This window comes from Streptomyces sp. NPDC111656 (genome assembly GCF_055656965.1).
The window spans coordinates 283048-303405 of sequence record NZ_JBVKCA010000007.1 but is presented as its reverse complement, the minus strand read 5'-3'; the positions used below and the strand labels follow the sequence as shown (position 1 = coordinate 303405).

At 64.6% G+C, this 20358-nt stretch carries 18 protein-coding genes; 6 read left to right on the top strand and 12 right to left on the bottom strand.

Features of this window, described 5'->3' with window-relative positions; all coding sequences use genetic code 11:
* Positions 1-243: 243 nt before the first annotated feature.
* Positions 244-447 carry a hypothetical protein gene (locus tag ACZ7M3_RS22895; protein ID WP_472065492.1) on the bottom strand — a complete coding sequence of 68 codons (204 nt, stop codon included), beginning with the start codon at positions 445-447 and terminating at the stop codon, positions 244-246.
* Between the two features lie 169 nt (positions 448-616).
* Between ACZ7M3_RS22895 and ACZ7M3_RS22890 the strand changes: the two genes are divergently transcribed.
* The gene (locus ACZ7M3_RS22890; RefSeq protein WP_472065491.1) at positions 617-1792 is read left to right on the top strand and encodes a hypothetical protein; all 1176 of its coding nucleotides are present in this window, start codon (positions 617-619) and stop codon (positions 1790-1792) included.
* A gap of 11 nt (positions 1793-1803) precedes the next feature.
* On the opposite strand, the gene ACZ7M3_RS22885 is transcribed toward ACZ7M3_RS22890, so the two are convergent.
* From ACZ7M3_RS22885 to ACZ7M3_RS22855, 7 genes are all read right to left on the bottom strand, one after another.
* Positions 1804-3159, bottom strand: a complete 1356-nt coding sequence (locus ACZ7M3_RS22885) for an HNH endonuclease signature motif containing protein (RefSeq protein WP_472065490.1) — start codon at positions 3157-3159, stop codon at positions 1804-1806.
* A 580-nt stretch (positions 3160-3739) separates the two neighbouring features.
* A complete protein-coding gene (locus ACZ7M3_RS22880) occupies positions 3740-4345 on the bottom strand; it encodes a DUF5753 domain-containing protein (protein ID WP_472065489.1) in 606 nt (201 codons plus the stop codon).
* A gap of 663 nt (positions 4346-5008) precedes the next feature.
* Complete coding sequence (locus ACZ7M3_RS22875) at positions 5009-5206, bottom strand: hypothetical protein (RefSeq protein WP_355616933.1); 198 nt, start codon at positions 5204-5206, stop codon at positions 5009-5011.
* 94 nt (positions 5207-5300) lie between these two features.
* Complete coding sequence (locus tag ACZ7M3_RS22870) at positions 5301-6488, bottom strand: helix-turn-helix domain-containing protein (protein ID WP_472065488.1); 1188 nt, start codon at positions 6486-6488, stop codon at positions 5301-5303.
* Between the two features lie 106 nt (positions 6489-6594).
* Positions 6595-7236 carry an HAD family hydrolase gene (locus ACZ7M3_RS22865; RefSeq protein ID WP_472065487.1) on the bottom strand — a complete coding sequence of 214 codons (642 nt, stop codon included), beginning with the start codon at positions 7234-7236 and terminating at the stop codon, positions 6595-6597.
* A 152-nt stretch (positions 7237-7388) separates the two neighbouring features.
* A complete protein-coding gene (locus ACZ7M3_RS22860) occupies positions 7389-7589 on the bottom strand; it encodes a DUF397 domain-containing protein (protein WP_472065486.1) in 201 nt (66 codons plus the stop codon).
* Complete coding sequence (locus tag ACZ7M3_RS22855; protein WP_472065485.1) at positions 7589-8434, bottom strand: helix-turn-helix domain-containing protein; 846 nt, start codon at positions 8432-8434, stop codon at positions 7589-7591. Before ACZ7M3_RS22855 ends, ACZ7M3_RS22860 begins: the two co-directional genes overlap by 1 nt.
* Before the next feature lie 213 nt (positions 8435-8647).
* On the opposite strand from ACZ7M3_RS22855, the gene ACZ7M3_RS22850 reads away from it, so the two are divergent.
* Positions 8648-9310, top strand: a complete 663-nt coding sequence (locus ACZ7M3_RS22850; RefSeq protein WP_472065484.1) for an ATP-binding protein — start codon at positions 8648-8650, stop codon at positions 9308-9310.
* 3 nt (positions 9311-9313) lie between these two features.
* On the opposite strand, the gene ACZ7M3_RS22845 is transcribed toward ACZ7M3_RS22850, so the two are convergent.
* Entirely contained in the window at positions 9314-12475 is a 3162-nt protein-coding gene (locus ACZ7M3_RS22845; RefSeq protein WP_472065483.1) for a DEAD/DEAH box helicase, read from the bottom strand.
* Between the two features lie 243 nt (positions 12476-12718).
* Here ACZ7M3_RS22845 and ACZ7M3_RS22840 point away from each other — a divergent pair, with 243 nt between their 5' ends.
* On the top strand, positions 12719-13564 hold the full coding sequence (locus ACZ7M3_RS22840; protein ID WP_472065482.1) for a DUF6602 domain-containing protein: 846 nt from the start codon (positions 12719-12721) through the stop codon (positions 13562-13564).
* 18 nt (positions 13565-13582) lie between these two features.
* Here ACZ7M3_RS22840 and ACZ7M3_RS22835 read toward each other — a convergent pair whose 3' ends face one another.
* Entirely contained in the window at positions 13583-14698 is a 1116-nt protein-coding gene (locus tag ACZ7M3_RS22835; RefSeq protein ID WP_472065481.1) for an SRA domain-containing endonuclease, read from the bottom strand.
* 553 nt (positions 14699-15251) lie between these two features.
* Between ACZ7M3_RS22835 and ACZ7M3_RS22830 the strand changes: the two genes are divergently transcribed.
* Both ACZ7M3_RS22830 and ACZ7M3_RS22825 read left to right on the top strand, forming a co-directional pair.
* Complete coding sequence (locus tag ACZ7M3_RS22830; RefSeq protein WP_472065480.1) at positions 15252-15728, top strand: hypothetical protein; 477 nt, start codon at positions 15252-15254, stop codon at positions 15726-15728.
* A gap of 116 nt (positions 15729-15844) precedes the next feature.
* Positions 15845-16186 (top strand): hypothetical protein, encoded by a 342-nt coding sequence (locus ACZ7M3_RS22825; protein WP_472065479.1) that lies wholly within the window; start codon positions 15845-15847, stop codon positions 16184-16186.
* Positions 16187-16346: 160 nt separating this feature from the next.
* Here the strand turns inward: ACZ7M3_RS22825 and ACZ7M3_RS22820 are convergent, their stop codons facing one another.
* Positions 16347-17924, bottom strand: a complete 1578-nt coding sequence (locus ACZ7M3_RS22820) for a substrate-binding domain-containing protein (RefSeq protein ID WP_472065478.1) — start codon at positions 17922-17924, stop codon at positions 16347-16349.
* 295 nt (positions 17925-18219) lie between these two features.
* Positions 18220-19239 (bottom strand): SEC-C metal-binding domain-containing protein, encoded by a 1020-nt coding sequence (locus tag ACZ7M3_RS22815; protein WP_472065477.1) that lies wholly within the window; start codon positions 19237-19239, stop codon positions 18220-18222.
* Positions 19240-19427: 188 nt separating this feature from the next.
* Between ACZ7M3_RS22815 and ACZ7M3_RS22810 the strand changes: the two genes are divergently transcribed.
* Positions 19428-20273 (top strand): class E sortase, encoded by an 846-nt coding sequence (locus tag ACZ7M3_RS22810; RefSeq protein WP_472065476.1) that lies wholly within the window; start codon positions 19428-19430, stop codon positions 20271-20273.
* Positions 20274-20358 lie beyond the last annotated feature (85 nt).

The window sequence follows — 20358 nt, the reverse complement described above, 5'->3', positions numbered from 1 at the left end:
GAGTGTCTGACAACGTTGCCAAAGGTGTCTGCGCGCCCAACCTCCTGTCAAGACCTCGCACACGATCACTGTTGCTCCGACGCGATCACGGCCCACTGAGCGCAAGTCGCCCCAGGGGCGGGGGAGTCATGAAGCAAGTCGCGGAATTTCCGGCGTGCCGACCCAAGGCGCGGCCTCCACTGGAAGCTTCCCGCCGAACCAGCGAACCAGAACGGTTGATCACTGAGGCTTTCCCGCTGAAGATCATTTCCAGTTACCGTTGAGGACAAGGGCGGCCCGCGCTATGTCGCCAATCCGGCTCGGGCTGAGCGTGACGCGCTTGAGCGCGCGCCAGCGTTCCTTGAGCTCGGCGGCGGTGCGCTCGCCCAGTGCGCGCAGGCGCGGCCGGGGCTCCAGTGCGACCTGGCCATGCGCCCGGATCGCAACACCGGGCAGATGCGCTCCCAAGCGAACGGCCGGAGCGGGAGTAGCGCCATGGGCGCTACGAGCAGAAGGTACGTTCTCGTCCTGGATTCCAGTTGCTCTGTCGGGCTGGGGCCGTCGGCAGCCATTGCGCGAACAGTCCCTGGCCAGGCATGATGCCCCGCGTTGTTCGTGCGGCAGGGGTGGAACAGCTGTGAACCAGGAAGCCCGCAATGGCGGAGCGGAATCGTCGGGAACGGTCGGCCGAGTCCGTTATCGGGCTTCGTGGCAGCAGTCCCTGCCACTGGGCCTGATCCTCGGCGCCGCCGTGCTGATGCAGTTGTCGAACCCCTTGCTGTGGGCGGACCAGCGGCCCGGGCTGCCCGGCCTGCCGTTCGAGTCGTGGGTCCTGGCCATGGTGCTGCCGTTCTTCGTTACGCTCGAACTGTGGGTGCTGAGCTGCTACGTCGGGGTAACCCTGACCCCTGAGGCGGTCGTCGTCCACAACCTGCGCCGCCGGACCATCCCGTGGACCAACGTGGCCGAGGTCGCGGTCGAGCCGTTCACCGGCGGACGGCGGGTGGTCCTCTACGAGGCGGATGGACGCCGCACCCCGCTACGAATGCCCAGCTCCGGTTTCCTGTCCCGCGACCGCCGGTTCGACGACAAGGTCGCGACCATCCGAAGCTGGTGGCTTGCCAACGGCGGCGCGGCCCAAGTCGAAGACACAGCTGGTGAACTCGGCGCCTGGGGGCATACCTACGGCCGGCTGCCCGAGCGACTGGGCATGCGACCTGCGCCAAGCCGGTCGGTGCCCACGGTTCTGCTCCTTGGCTGGCTTGCGGCTGATGCGGTGATGGCGGGGTTCGCCGAGGGGTCCGACGCTGATCACTCGACGCTCCTTGGCCGCACGCTCGGCGCACTCGTCGCGATCTCGCTGCTGCTGGGCGCGGGCTTCCTGAGCTTCGGCAGAGGCGTCATCCTCACTGCCGACCACCTGGTCATACGAGGGCTGCGGCCCCGAACCGTTCCCTGGGACGAGATTCAAGGGATCGCCGTCGAGCGCCACCGGGGCGGGCGGAGGCTAGTCATCCTCGAAGCGAGCAGTCGCCGAACGCCATTGCCGGTACCGCGTGTCGGACGCGTGCTCTGGGACTCGGAGTTCGAAGCCAAGATCCAAACGCTACGTCACTGGTGGCACACCCACGCGGAGATTGGCACGACCCCGGCCGAAGCGGCGCTCCAACCCTCGGACCAGCCACCGCTCCTTCCCTACCGCGGACCGCGTCTGTGGCAGAAGGGAGTGTTGGCTCTGGCCTGCATCGTCCTCGGCTACGAGATCCTCCTGTCAGTTCTAGTCGGAACTCTGTTCTTCACCGTCGGTCAGTGAGGAAACCTCACTCACTCCCGATAAACGGGCGGCGCATTCCTGTACGTATGCCCGGTGGGACTCGTCCAACTGGCAATCCCGGTATGCGGATCCCGCGTCACCCTCCACCCGGGATGGTGGGTCTTCAGCCGATGATGCCGCCGACACAACGGCTGCAGATTCTCAGGAACCGTCAGCCCACCTGCCTCAGGACGTTCGTGATCGAACGGTTCGACGTGGTCGACATCGCAGCGATGCGCAGGCATCCGACAACTGGGAAAGGCGCAGTACTGGTCGCGGGCGATAGCTTGCCGCTCGGCATCAGCCGTGGGCCGATAGGTGGTCGGATCAACCTTCACGAGCAGCCCACTGCCAGGATCGGTAATAAGCCTCCGCCAGATCGTCCCCGGAGCAAAAGCGATCTCACGCGCCTGCCCCACGGTGATCGGCCCGTACCCCTTCAGCTCGGCAGGCCCGTCCTCGACCCCCACCAGAACATCAAGAGGCACCGTGACCTGCACGACCGCAGCAGCCCGCCCACGCACCGGACTCGCGTAATCTCCCGCCACACCATTCCGGTTGACCACAAGGTCGTACAACGCGTCGGCACGCTTCTGCGCCAGAGTCCGCCCGTCATTGTCGAACGTGGCCGCATGCGCATCCACGGCCTGTCCCATCTCGGCAGCCTGCTCAGCAGGCAGGACGGCGCCGAAAAGAGCCATCCCATCTTCTCGCGGATAAAGGACAGTCTCCCGATCCGTCTTGCGCTGCCGATGCCGCGCCTCAGCCCCGTCCGGATCGGCCTTATGAATCTGCCGACGCAGCAAAGCCCGCGTCTGCCCGACGGCCAACTCCGGCATCTTCGCGACCACGACAGCCTCAACCTGCCCAGCCGTATCCGGCTCGAGAACCGCACACAATTCCGTGACGGCTTCGGCCTGCAGATAGGAGATCTCCCCACGCTTCAGCAACTCCAGAGTCGCCGGATACCGAGCGCAAAGCTGCTGCGCCACATCGAGCCGCCGCGAAGCGGTGCCGCCGGCCAGCCGCAAGGCACAAGCCACTTCATCGCTCGCGGCGTCCCACTCCCGCAGCAGCCGAGCATCGAACGCCTCACCGGCTGAGGCAGCATCGGCCCCAGAATCCGCGTACTCCCCAATCGCCGCCAGCACCTCGACCTGCATCCCCTGCATCCAGGCAAGATGCCTCTCGAACACAGCCAGGGCATCAATCCGCCCCCGCGCCGAAAGCCGCTCACCGGCCAACTCGACCAGCAGCCCCAGGGTCTCCACCGAAGGCGCGCACGACCGCAATTCGGCGATCCACTCGTCTGTCACCGCAGACGACACATCGACTTCGGACTCCACCGCAACAGCCACCGCGCTCACCCCCGTCCCCCATGAGAGCGCCGAACCTCACTCACCCGCCAACGGCCCGACCCCTCCATTATCGCTCACGGAGAGTGATATCCCCAGCTCATTGCCGCATTTCACCCGTCAGAATGATCCACCGGAACCGGGAACTCCGCCTGTCGCCGACCGGCCGCCAGCCCACGCAGCGCGTCATCGCAACCGGTGCGAGGCCAAGATGACCGGCGTCCTGGTCCACTCGGACCACCCCAGACGTGCTCTCGTCCCACCCACCATCAGGAAGCCGCTATACCAACCCGGCGTGCGCGGAAGGCCATAGGCGTCCCCCAAGCCACAAATTTCCGGCACCCGGCAACGCGAAGAAACCCCACCCCCGCTTCCCCCGCCGCCCCTTTTCGGGCCGCCCGGCCAAGAGCACTCCGCGGTGGAGGGGTGAGGGTCAAGAGTGGAGCGAAGCGAAATCGGCGCAGCCGACGCCCGAAGGGCGCTCTTGACGCTCACCCCGGAACCGCCACACTCAGCAAAACCGGGCGGCCTTGGGTGCCTCGATGCCGACGTCACGTGAGCCAACGTGATCGTCGCCGCGGCGACGGATCGATCAGTCGTGGCTCCAGAACACCAGAGCCTTGGTGATCAGATCCTTGGCGTGGTCGCCGTAACAGGCGGCGCTACTCAGGGCATCGAAGGCCTTGTCATGGAGGGCGAGTTCATCCGGCTCGGTGACGTCCACACCGGTGGAGACGAGTTCGTAGTGAACTCTCGCGTCGTCGTACATGCTGAAGCCGGGCATGGGGACCACGCTCACCTCGGCGGTGGCGGCGAGGACGCCGAGGGAGAGCGAGGGCAGGTCGATATCCCTGAGAAGCCGTTCCATCTGCTCGCGCATCACCTCCGGCCCACCGATGTTCGTGTATAGAGCCTGTTCGCCGAGGATCACGTCGTAGTGGTGCTCACCGTCGTACAGCACCTGCTGCCGCTCCATCCGCTTGGCCACCCCTGCCGGCACATCGTCCGGAACCTCGAGGAATTCGACGACCCGGCGGAGGATCACGGTCGCGTAGGCCTCGGTCTGGATGGTGCCCCAGATCATCGTGGGGACGTACCCCTTGCCATGCCGAGTCTGTTGGTACCAGCGGATCACCTCGTCCTGGATGTTTTCGGTACCACTGGACAGGCGCTGTTGCCACGAGACGGAATGGGTCACCGCCCCTCCCTTCAGTCGATGACAGTGATGACGATTCCTTGTCGCGTCTGTCGTACTCCTCGCCGACCCGATTCGTCTGGTCACACTTTCCGCAGATCACAGCGAAGACTCTTCTTCCACACCGCTTTCCAGTCGCGGTACAGCAGCTGCGCTGCTGGGCACGTCTGGTCAGGCGACGCTCTACAGTCGCGGCAGGCCAGGCAGTGATCAACGAGGGCGCTGAAAGCATCGACGACTTCGCTGGTTGCTTCCGCACTCATCGCGAGTACTCCGTTCGCGGGCCGTACTGCGCGTCGACTGCGGTCTGTAGTGCCTGACGCAGATGCTCTGGCGGCGTGAATGGACGATCGGCTGGTGGCCTCACAACCCAGTGCAGATCCACTTCCCTGGAGTTGAGGGGCGGGACAACGACGTAGGTGGCGGACCCGCAGGCGGTTGTCTCACGTACATCCCAACCGGTCGTCGAGGACGGCTCGGTCAGAAAGTAGTAGATGCGGCTCCACGGATCGCAGATCACTGCTCCCGATGCGTCTCCGAGCAGAGCGAGTGCAGCGGCGCCGAGAGTGCGGCCTGTCCGAACGGCATCGAAGTGGGTGCCAGCCTCGACGTGCCAGATTGTTCCTTCGGGCGGTAGCCATGGCGGCTGGGGCGTTACGGGGGCGTTCACGCGGCAACCGCTTCGCTTCGTCGTTCGCAGGTCGCGATCTGCCACACGTGCGTGCTGGCGCGGAGCGCCCCGGGCGCAGCCACGCGTAAGTTCTTGCCGATGGCTCTGCGGCCGAAGCGGGCCTCGGCGCGCAGTCGAGTGATCCCCATGCTGCCCTCGATGAGGATGGGCGTGAGCGGGGTTGCGTCAGGCATCCCTGTTCCCATCTGCTGGTTCCAATGCCTCGCACAGATGGTGGGGGCCTGCAAGGGCCACAAGTACCCCAGTGAGGGGTAGCCGACTGGCAGCTCAGGTGGCAGCGCACCACTCGGCGAAGTTCGTGAGCGTCTCGGAGTCAGCACGCTTGAGCCGCCGCAACGTAGCAGCGTCTTCACGGACCCATGGGTGCTCCCGCGTGTGCTGCGGGGCGATCTGACGGGCGACCTTCAAGGACTCGAAAGCATGGTCTGCGAGCCCAGACCACAGTTGGGCTCGGCTCAGTTCGATGTAGAACCCGGAGCGTCGCTCGGCTGGCAGATCGGCGGGTGGCTTCCAATCACGCGCGACGGTGAGAGCACGGCTGACGTGGTCGTCTCCGAGGCTGACGGCGACGGACACCTCGTGGATGTGGACGGAGTCGGGTCCGAACGCCGTGCCGTGGTAGATGGACTCGGATACTTGGTCCGCGAGGGTTCGAGCTTCGTCAAGGTGGGTTTCCGAGGCCGTGGCGTCACCCGCCCGCCCGGCGATGACCGCAGCCCTCATATGGAGGGCGCCCCTTGCCGCAATGGCGGACGCCGTGTTCGGGACGGGCGCCGAGTCGATAGCGTGCTCGAGGGCGCGCAGCCCGGAGGTATGGGCGCGTGCGGCGAAGAAGGTCTCTGTTCGTACGTAGGCGACGGATGCGGTGAGCAGCGGATCGTCTGCGGCGGGGGTAGCCCACCGCATCAGCTCGACCAAGCGCGCGGACAGGTCATGGGCACCGAATTTGAAAGCGACGGCGTCCGCTGCTCGATAGGCGGTGACCAACAGCGCGGCCGGTCCGTGCTTCTCGTGGGCCGGGGCTTGGTGGTAGGCACGAGACAGTTCGGCGAGCAGGTCGGGGAGTTCGCGGACGATGCGTGTGTACTGGGCCGCAAGGCGCCAGCGAGCGGCTTGGGCGACAGCAGCTCGAAGCTCATCGAAAGGGCGAGTCGGACCGTCGTCCGGGACGTCGTACGTGGCGATCGCTGCGGAGAGTGTGGGCATCGCTTCGTACACGCGGGTGTGCACAGGGCCGCGGTCGACGCGCAGACGGCTCGGATCGATACCGAGAGCGGCAGCGAGGGCTTCGAGAACGGCATCGCTGACGCCGCGCTCGCCACGCTCGATCTTGCGGATGGTGCCGAGTGCCACGCAGGCGACGTCGGCGAGTTGCTCCTGCGTCATCTTCGGGCGCATAACGCTGCGGTAGTAGGCGATCCGCTTGCCTACTCGACCGTTGGCGTGTGCGGGCATACCGGCTCCAGCTCGAGATGTCTGCTACGAACCGTACCCGGTGAGCCACGCAACGTGTTCATGGACGGTCCTGCCGGTCCTGGCTGATGCGACAGCTTCCTTGCCTTCACCCGGCGATGATCGTGGTGAGCTGAGTGAGGCTGTCGATTCGCCAATCGGCCGCCGTTCTCAACTCCTGCTCGTCAGCCCATAGATGGCCCCACGGCCCGCGACGGATGTGCGCCGTCCGGAGCCCGGCCGCCTTCGCCGGGAAGATGTCATTGGCCGGGTGATCGCCGACGTACACCGTTTCTCCCGATGCGGCTTGAGCCACTTCCAGCACGCGCTCGAAGAACTCTGAGTGCGGTTTTGCCACACCCCAGTCCCCAGAGGTGACGACGAGATCAACGGGCAGGTCGAGGTCACGCAACAGCTCGCCCGCACGGGAGGTCTGGTTTCCGGCGATGATGACGCGGATGCCGAGCTTGCGCAGTCCGGACAGGGAGGGACGGACGTCGTCGTACAGATCCGTCTCGTCGAGGAACTCACCCCGGCCGGCTGCCTCACGGGCGTGGTACTCGGCCGCCACGTCGATGCCGGGGCGAGCGAGGCGTAGGGCGTCTGCGTTGTCGCGGCCTTGAGCGACCACGGCTCCCACGAGGGCGGAGAGGGTGTGACGGGGGATGTCGAGCCAGTCCGCCCACGAGTGCCAGTAGCGGTCGTCGCGGGTGATGGTCTCGCCGACATCGAGGACGATGGTCTCAATCACCCCGGGAAGCCTACGGCGTCATGCTCTGGTACGAGGAGACCTGAGCGCCCTGTTGGCGATAGGGGCATATGTTGGGGCCACGAACACGGGCGCTCTTTTGCTGCCCATGGAGGAGTCGGCAGTGCCCTAACAGCCGCCGAACGTCTCTGCCCTCAACGCTCCAACAGCCCCGCGCCCACGGCCCGTACGAATGCCTGCCAGGCGTGGTTACGTATGGCAACGACTGGAGCGTGGGGCTTCTTGGAGTCGCGCACGAGGGTGCCGCCATCGCCAGGGGCGCACTCGACGCATTCGGTGCCGCTGCCGCCGCTGTAGGACGACTTGAACCAGTGGGGCGCCAGCGGTCCGGGCATCAGGACTCCTTGCTTATGCGGTAGACGAGCGCTGCGGAGGATTCGAGATCGAGTGCCTGAGCGCTGAGGTACTCGAACGCCAATCTATAGCGCCCCAGTTCCTGTGACTTCTCCATGAAGAGCCCACCGCCGAGGATGTCTACGTACACCACGTCCAGCTCAGGCGATGGGCCGCGCAAGACCGCGAAGCTGCCAACTGCTGCTGCGTGGGCTCCCGTTGAGAACGGGAGTACTTGCGCGGTGACGTGGGGCAGTTCCGACACGGTCAGAAGATGCTGAAGCTGCTCGTGCATGACCTCGCGTCCGCCGACGCTGCGACGAAGCGCCGCCTCGTCGATCACACACCAGATGTGCGGCGGTTCATCGCGCTGAAAGAGCTCTTGTCGCTTCATACGGATGTCGACCATGTGCTGCACCTCCCTCTCTGAACACTGCATCTCTGAGGCGCGGTGTACGGCCTCGGCGTAGGCGCGGGTCTGGAGGAGGCCAGGGATGTACATGCAGGCGTAGTGGTCTTCGCGCACCACCTCGTCCTCAAGCGTGAGCATGAGATTCATGGACTCGGGGATGGGATCGGCGAGCGACCTCCACCAGCCTTGGATCTTGGCGCCCTTCGCGAGTTCGACGAGTGCGAGGCGTTCTTCCTCGGACGTGCCGTACTCACGGCACAGTGCGTCAACGGCAGGCCACTTGACTGATCCTTCCTTGGTCTCATAGCGGCTGAGCGTCGCCTTTGAGATGCCTACCCGTGCGCCGGCGTCCTCCAGGGTCAGGCCCTTGCGTTCACGGAGGCGGCGCAAATCGGCGCCAAGCTGGCGTCTGCGAGTGGTGGGCCCAACTGGCATACCCCACACCTTTCGTGTTGATCTCTCAGATCCTGCTGCCTGCCCGATCGTGACAGCAACACGGCGTGCGCCGGGGCGCGCGAAGGGTGGCTGCGCTCCTGGGCGCTCCCCTCAATCACGTGATGAGAGTTCCATTTTGAGAGTTCCAATGTCACTCTCAGTGTTGCATCGATTGCAAGGTGCAACTCGACGTGCGAGGAGAGGACTTAAGGCATGGGCTGTGCGGGTTGTGTGCCGAGGAAGTCGTGGGACATCCCGTTCGTAGCGGAGCCGAGGGGAGTGTCAGCTCTGCGCCGCATCATGCGGCTTTCTCTGGGCCTTTGGGGACTGTATGAGATCACCGAGGCAGCACAACTGTGCGTCACCGAGCTGGTTTCCAACGTCATCACGCACGTGGGTGCCGGCACCCCGACCACGCTCGCCGTCTCCATGACCGGCACCTACCTGCGCATTGAGGTCCAGGACCCCGACACCCGTGCCCTGCCAACCCTCATCCGGGCGGGAGTCGACTCTGAAGGCGGACGGGGCATGGCTCTCGTCGATGCCACCGCCGACCGCTGGGGTGTCCAACTCCACCCCGACCGAAAGGTCACCTGGTGCGAGCTGTCCACCGGGCTGACCTCGCCCAATGGCCACAGCGGGGGTGCTCGTGTGGCAAGAACAGGGTCGATGCTCGCCTTCTACGGCGCAGCGAAGACACCTGGCCCTCAGGGCCCAAGCCCGCTGAGCGTGGCCGTAGCGCAGGAGGCAGCGATTGACGTCATCGCCGACCTTCTCCACTGGCTTCGCGTGCATGGCCTTGATGCCGATGAGGCCCTCGACCGAGCCCAGATGCGCGTCGAGTCGGAGGCGGAGCAGACAGGAGGTGAGGAGTGAGCATCAACCAGCAGCAATGGCGGAGTACGTCCAGACGTCCGCTGGGATTTCGTGTGCCAACTTCCACGTAATCGCCATCGGTTTGCTGCCCTTGTGTTCGAGGTACTCAGCCGGGCCGAGCAGCATCCACGGTTGGGCGCCGCCGATGTCGGTGCTCTTATAGCGGCGGACGAATAGGAGGACGTGGCTGCCTTCCGCTGTGTGGTGTTGGTAGCGCAGGCCAGTGGCGGATGTGGCCGAGGTCTGGTTCTGGGACTCCCAGTGGAAGAGGTTCTCGCTCAACGCGTAGTCGTGGTAGCGGGTCTGGGGAGAGAAGTCCTTTTCGTCCTTGTCCAGAGTGATCATCAGGGCATCGGTCTTTGTGGACTCGCACCACTTCACGCCCTCGCGAAAATCTCCCGGCATGAAGCCGCCGATGTAGGACTGGCCGAGCGCGGGGAGGATCTCCTCTCTGCTGTAGGAGGCGTGGATGGTCAACGGCAGACCGGTCTGGCCGCCGATGCCAAGGAGCGGGATCGGGATGTGCTCGGTATGGGCGAGGTTGTACTCAAGCACCTGGCGAAGCTCGCTGCGTAGGGCGTGCTGGTCTCGGAGTGTTGCGAAGCCAGTCTCGTAATCCATGAATCCTTTGCGGGTGACGCCTCCGAGTGGCCAGAGCTGGAAGAAGAGCATCCGAGCGTAGGCCTGCCCCCGCTCGTCGAGTTCGCCGTACGAAGGGGCGTCATCCTCCAAGATGCGGGTGTACGCATCGACGCGCAGAGGGTCGTCAACGTGGATGAAGGCATGCACGCGCTTAAGCAGAACTGCTTCGCCCTCTGGAGGCTCGCCCTTGAGGACTCCGGCACGCCGGAGCAGTCCCGTCCAGGAGTTGCCATTGCCGCGATACAACTCCTTCAACTCGCGGCCGCTCTCATAGAGGTAGGCGCTCAGCCGAGGCTCGGCGTAGGTCGCGACTTCGCGGGCTAGGGCGGTGACGTTGACACCGATCTGATCCTTGATGTTGTCGATGACGGCCTTCTTGGCCTTCTCCTCAAGGATGATCTGGCAACCGGAGGGAAGCTGCGGGAAGTCATGCTCGATGTTGTCCAGGAGCCGTTTGCGCGTGAGGTTCGTCAGGGCCCGGAACTGGTTCTCGAAGCGGAACTCCTTGCGGTGCTGTCCGATGAAGTCGAGCACCGTGAGCACCGCTTTGTTCTCACTTCGGCGAAGACCTCGGCCGAGTTGTTGGAGGAACACGGTTGCACTGGAGGTAGGGCGCAAGAGGAGCAGGGTGTCTACGTCGGGGATGTCGAGTCCCTCATTGAAGAGGTCCACGGAGAAGATCACTTGCAGCGCGCCGGACTTAAGGTCAGCGAGGGCTTGCCTACGCTGTTCGGCCGGAATCTCGCCGGAGAGGGCCACGGCGTTCAGACCAACGGAGCGGAAGTACTCGGCCATGAAGTGGGCATGCGCGACCGAGACGCAGAAGCCCAGCGCTCGCATGGCGCCAGGCTCGACGAGCTTCTCCTCGACGGCCTTCACGATGAGTCGCGCCCGCGCGTCATTGCCGGTCAGGACGTTGCTCAGGGCGGCGTCGTCATAGGCGCCGCGCTTCCACTCCACCGCACTCAAGTCGGTGTTGTCGCTGATTCCGAAGTAGTGGAAAGGGCTGAGGAGCTCGTTCTCCAGGGCCTCCCACAGGCGCATCTCGGCAGCGATGCGGCCGCCGAAGAACTCGTCCTGGATGCTCCTGCCGTCCATGCGCTCGGGCGTCGCGGTCAGCCCCAGCAGCTCCATCGGCCGGAAGTGATCAACAATCTTTCGGTACGTCGGTGATGTGCCGTGGTGGAATTCATCGATTACGATCACGTCGAAGTGGCTGGCGTCGAGCTGATCCAGTGCTCTAGCGTTAAGCGACTGAACGCTGGCAAAGACGTGGGTCCAGCGCTCCGGGATCTCCCCGCTGTGGAGTGACTCGCCGAAGTTTGCGTCCACCAAGACATCTTGGTAAGTCCGCATCGACTGTTGCAGGATTTCCTTGCGGTGCGCGACGAACAGCAGGCGCAGATCCCGGCCGTATTTCTTGCGTAGGTTCTTGTAGTCGAGCGCCGCCATTACCGTCTTCCCGGTCCCCGTCGCGGCAACTAGGAGATTCCGGTGCCGATCGTGTACCTCTCGCTCCACGTCCAAGCGCTCCAGCATGTCGCGCTGGTGCGGGTACGGGCGTACCTCCAGGCCGGACAGAGTGATCCTGCGGTCCGCGGCTGCGATGGACGATGTTCCGCCCGCAATGGCCAACGCCTCCTGGAGCCTGGTGCCGTCAGCGTCGGGGTCGTACGTCTCGAATGACGGGTCGTTCCAGTAGGCGTCGAAGGTGGCATCGAATTTCCGCAGTACGTCAGGCGTGGCGATGGACGACAGCCGGACGTTCCACTCCAAGCCGTCGAGCAATGCGGCTTTGGAGAGGTTGGAGCTACCGACGTAGGCAGTGTCGTATCCACTGTTGCGACGGAAGAGCCACGCCTTGGCGTGGAGACGTGTCGTCCGCGTTTCGTAGTTGACCTTGACCTCGGCGTTGAACTCCCGCACTAGCCTGTCCAGCGCCCGTCGTTCGGTTGCCCCGATGTAGGTCGTCGTGATGACGCGTATGGGAACGTTTCGTTCATGAGCCGCTCTGAGCGACTGCTCGATGATGCGTAGCCCATGCCATTTAACGAAGGCGCAGAGCAAGTCCACGCGGTCGGCTGTGGCGAGCTCAGCACGAAGCTCAAAGCCGAGGCTCGGATCGTCCGGGGAGTTGGTGATCAGAGCCGTATCGGACAGCGGGGTGGCTGGACGGACAGCGAAGACGCCGGGCGCCTCTTGTCTTGTCAGGGCGAGAAGTTGGCGAGGACCTGTGGCCACGAGATCCACCCACTCCCGTGCTCCGTCGAGGGTGCTGATGGACTCAAGGATGTGGTTCGCCGCGTATACCCGCTCCTCGGCAGGGAGACTCTGTAGAACGCGGCGCACCGTCCGGGCGATGTGTCTTGCCAGAACATGGGGAACGGACTCGGCTCCCACCGTGTCGCTCGTCGGATGCCACCCGAGGCTCGCGAACTCCTTCAACTTTTGCTCGAAGCGCACCGTGATGAGCTCCTCGTACACCCCCACGGCAGGCTGCGTCAGATCCCCCGACTCGGACACTCTGGCTCCCTTGATCGCTCAGACAGCTGTGCCCATGTGTAACAGATGCCGCTGACAGTGGGCAGGCTATGACCGACCACTGGACGTACCCAACTGTGTTTCGTCGGACAGAAGCACGATCGCCGCGAGAGCCGTGCCGTGTCCATCGTTGATTAGGTGACGCTAGGGACCCGACCGACCCCGGTCCCGGCTGGGTTGCCTTTCTTGGCTGCAGAAACCTGTTGACTACCCTAGAATCATTTCATGCCTCAAGAGAAACTTGGAAGAATACTCGGCTCAGTTGCCATGAGAATGCGTGCAGATTTTGAGCAATCAAGGAATTTCAGCCACAACGGCGAAGCGGGAACTTCCCGAGAAGCTCTGGTTCGCGAGTTTCTCGCTAGCTATTTACCGTCCCACGTGGAAACGGTGCATAATGCCGAAATCATCACTGCCTCAGGTGAGACCTCTCCTCAATGTGACATCGTTCTCGCGGATCGAGGAACTCCACCCTTCACTACTCTGAACGGGTACCGAATCCTCCCAAATGAGTGCGTTTATGGCGTCGTTGAAGTGAAGACCAAACTGGATAAGGAACAACTCGTAGACGCGTGCAACAAGATCAGCAAACTGCGGCACATGTCGAAGGGTTCCTATCGTCCGACGCCTGGCCTTATACCGCGGAAAACGTCGGCGTATGGGAAAGTCTACGACTTTTTCCCAACCTCTGGGATTATCGTCGCTTTTGATAGTCTGAAATTAGAGACCATCGGTAGCCATCTTATGGACTGGTGTCAGAATCGGCCTCCAGTCGAATGGCCTGACAGTGTGTGGGTGCTAGGTAAGGGGCATCTGCAATGGCAGAACCCTGACAATCATCTTATCGAACGTTCACCCGAGCCGGGGTCTCTACTCGCGCAAATCGATGCTGATGCATCTCAGGACATTCTCCTAGCTCTCGCACTACACTTGAACATTCACTTTTCCGATGCCTGGATGAATCCGATCGACCTCGTACCATATGCGGGAGCCGCTCGCCTTGGCGTCATTTCACGTCGATGGCGCATGACTCCCGCAGGTAGGCCCCCTAAGATGTTGGAAGGCTTATGAGCAGAAGGCTCCGAAGATTTATTCGGCTGGCACGGATTCTCCGATGAAGCTTCCATTTTCTGATCTGTAAACTATTTCTACCCCGCACGATTCGCACAGATCGAACATATCCAGATCAGGTTCTGCGGGGAGGAGGATGACACGCTTGGGTGGCTCTGTGTGGTCCTTAGTCCGCACATAGCGGCTGTAGTCCAGAATCTGACCGAGAGCCATCCTTACGTCCTCGCGGGCGCTAGATCCCTTAGCTTCGTAGAGTACGTGTTCCGTTGCGTCATAGAGATCTGTCCTCAGAGTGGACGTAAGACCCTTGACTTTAATCTGGAAGGCACCAGTCTTGCGTCCCATAGATTTAAGATAGGCCATGTAGGTGCGCGTCAACTCGGCTTCCCGGCGCACAACGATGTGGGCTGCGGCCGACGCGCGAAGACTCATCTTCTTATTGAAGGCCTCCGAAGTGACGAACGAGCCGCTGGTAGCGGCATTCTCGTTAGCCTTTCGCGAAGAGCTGGATTTTTTTCTACGCTGCTTGGAAGTTGACAGCACCCCAGTAGTTGCAGGATCGGTTTGAAGGGTCGCTGCAGTAACTACCTCGAATGGGACGAGTTCCCATGTGGTCTCTTTTGCGGGTGGGATTAGGTTCTTTGAAGAGTGCTGGACTTCCCCGTCCGGTCGAAGGCGAAAAACAATGACATTGCGTTGTTTTCCATCCTCGCCGTGCACTCTGCGCCACACATAAGGTTCCAATGCGTCCAGAGTGAATTCCCCGAGGTACCGATGCGTCTTGGTGTCGCTTTTGGGAACCCGGCCGACCTGAGTGAAAACTCGTAGTGTGCGGCCCTGTTCAGCGTGGCGCAGGATGGCTCGGTTGCCTGTGCCAGCGAGTCCGGCGAACGTCTGATTGCCAGACTTTCCAGCCCCGGTGTACTCGAAGATGGGCCCCAGGTCGTCTTCCTCTGCCAGCCAACCGTCGTAGTAGCCGTTGGCCTCTCCGACGGAGGGGTCCGAGTAGAGGTTGACGCTACGCTTTTCGACTGAGGGGCATATGCCGCCCTGCGTGCTTCCTCCGAACGCCTGGATGATCTCTGCTCGCGTGTGCACATTTCCAGGAACAATCGTGTCAACTTTTGTCTCCATGTCATGACTCTAACAACTACCAAGGCGGTGACTTGAGTTGTGTTGGTGCTGAGCCAGCAGGCGAGTTCGGGGAAGGTTCCGCGGGTGTTGGTGCGTGGCTTCGTTCCAGCCAAGACCCCGCAGGCGGCCAGGGGCAGGACGTACGGCAGCGGGTGGTGCCCGCCCCTCGGACGGCGTGAGTCGGGCAGCCGGCGCAGCCAGTCCAGCAGGTCGGGCAGTTCACCGGAGCGGACCGGATCCGGCGAGTTGGCCCAGCCCGGCGGGCATGAGCAACGCTGACGCAGCAGGCGCGGTCTTCCGTTGTGGGGAGCAGTGAATTCGACGCTCCGTGATCACTGGGAGTCGTGCCTGCGCGTCGACCTGTCGATCCATCACCATCAAGACCGGATTGGGGCATCAGGCCCATACGGGCACTGTTGGACCGACCGCAAGAACGACGGAGCCCTGGCGGTCCGGCGGTCGCTGTCCTTGTCGTCATTGCTCAAGGTGGTACGTGATTTCGGTGAACGCCTTCACGGCGTCTATCGGGTCTATCTGTGGAGGGGGACCGGCCATGCGTGTGGGGATTACCGGGCATCGGGGGCTGAGTCGAGATGTTGAGCGGCAGGTTCGGCGGTTTCTTGAAGCGGCTGTTCGTGAAATCGATGCGGCTGAACTGGTGGGGGTCTCGTGCATCGCGGATGGTCCGGATGTGTGGTTCGCGGAGGCGGTGCTGAAGCATGGCGGGGAACTCGAAGTCGTTGTTCCCGCTGAGCGGTACCGCGAGGGTCTCCCGGAAAGTCACTGGCCGGTCTACGACGAGTTGATGCGTCGTGCGGCACGGGTGCACCACACGGGCAGGACGGCGTCGGACTCGGAAGCGCACATGGTGGGCAGCGAGATCCTGGTGGGATTGGCCGAGGAACTGTTCGCTGTCTGGGACGGGAATCCGGCGTGGGGGTACGGGGGCACTGGCGATGTGGTGGCGTACGCCGAACGGAACGGGGTCCCGGTTCGCGTGCTGTGGCCGGAGGGCGCGGCACGCGAGTAGGACCGGATCAGGTGGCGTATGAGGGGATAGAGAGGGACGATCGAAGTGCGGGGCAGAAAACTCGCAACCCCGCAAGTTCGGAGATCCATACATCACCGAAGGCGACAACCATGAAAATGGCAAAGCGCAACCTTGGGCGATGCTTCGGCGTTCTCGTCTCGCTTCTCCTCGCCTCGCCGGCGCTGTCACCAGCCGTTGCCGAGGCCACCGTTGCCTCGCAGACGGCGACGCAGACGGCGACATCGATGACGTCGGTCGCGGACACCCTGAGGCCTACCTCGCAACAGAACGATAAATATAAAGACTGGCAGAAAGGTTACCGGCGCGGCTACTACGCCGGATCGGGCGACTACGGCTGCTACCTGCACGTGCCCTCGGTTGGGGGCTCAACGGCCTACAAGGCGGGCTATAGGGCCGGATACAAGGCGGGTTGGAAGAACCACCACTGTGTCGCCTGACAAACCCGGCGCCGAGGCGGTGAGTTGTCAGGGGTGGTGAGTTAGCAGAGTTATCGGGACGGTCCGTAAGTGTGGGCATCAGCGGCTCAGTCCCCACCGTCCCCTTTCAATGACCCTTCAATGCCCCCGCCCTGACTCCGAGCCAAGTGAAATCCCGAGGCTAACTGGGCCGGCAAAGCAATGGTTTGGCCAGTTCGGCGCAGGGGCGGTCGCCGTGGGAGCGGATGATGTCCTTGCCGACCTCGTTGGCGAGGTAGCGCAGGAATCCCGCGGCGAGGGAGTTCGCGGGCGGCTCTCCGTAGGTGTACGCGTACTCGGTCTGCCAGTACGGGTAGGCGCCCTCGTCCGCGCCTTCGAGGGTGGCCGGGTAGCCGTCGATGCGGATCTGCTGGACGTCGTCGTGTGCGGTGGCGGCGCCGACCTCGCTGTGGCCGAGGGCTCCGGGTGTTGAGGCCACGGTGCTCAGGAGGGTCTCGGTGTCGCTGACCTCGCAGCGGCCGGGCTTGGTCTCGTCCAGTGCCGTGCAGTCGTTCGCGGTGACGGCCAACAGGGGCTTGTTGTCCAGTACTTGGCGTTCCAGTGTGGTCCGGGTGCCTGAGCCGGGGTTGCGGCTGACGAGGTGGATGGGCACGTTGTTGCCCTTCACCTGGTTCCAGTTGGTGATCTTTCCGGCGTAGATGTTCCTGATCTGTTTCAGGGACAGGTCCTGGACGCCGGCGTCCTTGTTGACGACCAGGGCGAACAGGGACAGGGCGACGGGTCTGGGGAGTAGTTGTGGACGGCCGTCGCTCTTGGGACCGTCGCTGAAGGTCAGCCGGTCGCCCAGTCCTTGGCTGCCCGTCGGTTTGGTCTTCCCGCCCGCCGCGGCGAGGGTGTCGAGCCCCGACACGCTGCCGTGGAACGTGTCGCCGGTGATGGGTATGAAGGCGTCGGGGCAGGTCCTGTGGTACGCCTTCGCCGCCTCCTGGAGCACTGGCGCGAACGCGGTGGAGCCGGACAGGGTGAGCGTCCCGGTGGCGCAGTCCAGCGGCGCGGCCGTGGCATCGTGCCTGGTGAACGTGAGGATGGACTGGACGGCGCTGACCATGACGAGGAGGGCGAGCACCCACCTGACCGGCTTCGAGGCGAACGGGTAGTACTCGGTCTTCTTGATCCTCCCGCGGCGTACTCCGCCCACGATGCTCGCGACGACCTCGGGCTCGGGGAACTCCTCGTCCGTGAAGCTCTCCTCGCGTTCCAGGACCGCCAGCACCTTGTAGTGGTCGCCGCGGTTCAGTTTCACCTTGGGCAGTTCGATGACGCCGTCGGTGACCCCGAGGCCGGGGACGTGCGGGGTGGAGTGCTGGTCGTCGCTGCTCGGCGTGAAGAAGCCGCGCAGTTCGTTGCGGCTGAGTTCGGTCACGACCATGCCGACGACGCGGCGGCCCCGGCACTTGACCTGGATGCCCGCGTGGCCCCGGTCGGGCGCCAGGTAGCTGTTCTCCACGATGGGGGCCCAGCCGCTGTTCTCGATCCGCAGCAGCACGAACGACGGGTCACGCAGCGGCGCGCCGTTGGTCCGCTGCATCTGCTGAAGCACCCCGGCGTACGGTAAGGCGCGTTCGTCCCGGGCGGTCGTGTCCATCTGGACCCGGTAGCCGAGCCGTTTGCGGCCGACGAGGACGAACTCCCAGAGCGCCGCGATCCCTGGAAGGGCCAAGCCCAGTACGGCGAACCCGAGTTGCCAGGAACCGTTCACGGTCGACTCCCGCGGAAGAAGGGCTGGGAGGGCCATGGTGGCGGGCGGGTCCCCGGGCTACCGGGGGTGCTCAGATCCTTGCGATTGTTTTCACCGGGGCGTCACCTGGGACACCTGGGGTTTGCCGAGCGCAGCGACGTCTGTCGAGCGAGCGAGCGAGGCCGAACGGAGCGACGTCAGTCGAACGGAGCGACGGCATGACTTCGGGAGCCGGGAGGGCAAGCCGAAGACGCCCGGTACCCCCGGCCCCGAGGCCCGGGGAGGAGCCAGGGGGAGCCGGGGGACGAGAGTCGCGTTACTCGGCGGTGGGTCCGTGGCACTCCCCATAGCCCCGCTCCGACCCGCACCAGCACTCGACGCCCCGCTGCGGCGGCCAAGCCACCGCCAGACCCCGTGCCGCCAGCGTCGTCGCGTACTGCGGGAGCAGGGTCGCGTCCGACGGGGCGGAGGCCTCCGAGGCGGCGAAGGCCTCGTAGGACGGGACGGTTCCCGTGACGATGCCGAGGTTCGGGGTGCCGGAAGTCGCCAGTTCCCGTAGCGAGGACTCTATGGTCGCGAGGTGTTCCTCGTGGGAGGGGTACTCCGTGGTGAGGGTGGGGTACGCCGTCAGGAGTTCCGTCAGTTCGGTGGTCGGCCAGTGCAGGATCGCCACCGGGAACGGGCGGGACAACGCCTCCCTGAACGTGCCCAGTTCCGCCCTGAGACGGGAGATCTCCGCCTGGAGTTCGGCTGGGTTGTCCGAGCCGAGGGACCAGACGCGCTTCGGGTCGTGGAGTTCGTCGAGGGAGACCGGGGACGAGTGGAGGGTGTCGGCCAGGGCGTCCCAGTCGTCGTGGGCCGCGCCCAGCATGCGGCGGACGCGGTGGCGGCCGAAGAGGAGCGGGTGGGTGGCGTACGGGGGCTCCGACGTCTCCGTGAGGAGGAGCTGCGCGGCCTGGGTGAACGTCTCCTGCGCCGCTTCCAGCTCGTCGTGGGACTCCAGGGCCTCGGCCACGATCACCCAGGGGGCCGGGTCCCGGGGAGACGCGGCGCGGATGCCGTCGATGATCGCCCGGGCCTCGGCCTCGTGGCCGTACTCCCACAGGTTCGACGCCTTGAGGGCGCGGACCAGGTGGGGATGCTCCAGGGGGGTCGAGGACGACAGCAGGCGGTCGTAGAGCGCGGTGGCTCCGGGGCGGTCGCCGGCCAGTTCGAGGTGGGCCGCGGCCTGCACGAGCAGGTGTTCGGCGTCCTCGGGGTAGAGGCCTGCGGTCCGCTCCAGGCGCGCTGCTTCGGCGTTGTGGTCGACGTGCTCGGCAGACGTGTCGGGGCGCATGGGGGACACCGTACTGCCGATGCCGTTCGGGGGAGAGATACCTGCAGGCCAGAGGGCGGGATCTCTTCGTTGCCCTTGGGTGCCGACGAAGGGTTCGGGCGGTCATGGGGCTGGTGAGTTCGGGGCGCAGCCCTTATCTTGCGGGCCCGGTCAAGGAGGCGAGGCAGTCGAGGAGACGAGGCATCGGTATGCGGGCTCCCGGCATCGTGCGGCGCGGCCTCGGGGCTTCCCGCGTCGTGGATCACGGCACTCGGCGGCGGCGGGCCGCGTACCGGCGGGTGGTGTGGGGCGGGGGCGAGGTTCTCGTCACCGTCGGCCTCCTTCTCCTGCTTCTCGTCGTGCATCAGCTCTGGTGGACCAATCGGCAGGCCCGGGAGGGCGCCGAGAGGAAGGTCCAGGCGTTGGAGAAGGAGTGGGGGAGCGGGGAGGCGGAGGGAGAGGGGAAGGGCGAGGGGCAGGAGCAGGGGGCGGGGGTGTCGGGTGCGGGGAGTGGTTCGGGTGGCTCGGCGGGGGATGGCGCGTCCTCCGGGGGTGGTTCCGGGGCGTCCACCGGGAGTGGGCGGGCTCAGGGAACGCCCCGGTGGTCCCAGGCGTACGCCGTGCTCTCCATTCCCCGGCTCGGTCTTCGTGTGCCGGTCGCGGAGGGGGTCGGCAAGCGGGATGTCCTCAACAATGGGTACGTCGGGCACTACCCGCACACCCAACAGGCCGGGCAGGCGGGGAACTTCGCGCTCGCGGGGCATCGGAACACTCATGGGGAGCCGTTCCGGTACATCAACCGGCTGCGGCGGGGGGACGAGATCGATGTCGAGACGGCGGCGGGGCGCTACGTCTACGTCGTCGACAGGACGCTTCCGCAGACCTCCGCGCATGACGGAGGGGTCATTCGGGAAGTGCCGCGCAGTACCGTTCGGCCCGCCTACGGGTACAGCGCGCCGGGGTACTACATCACCCTCACCACCTGCACGCCCGAGTACACCTCGCGGTATCGGCTCGTGGTGTGGGGAAAGTTGACCTCGATGCGCCCGCGTTGACCACGGTCACCGTCCCGTGCGGGGAACGGTCTCGTGCGGGGAACGGTCCCGCGCGGGGATCCGTCCCGTCCGATGGAACGGCCCC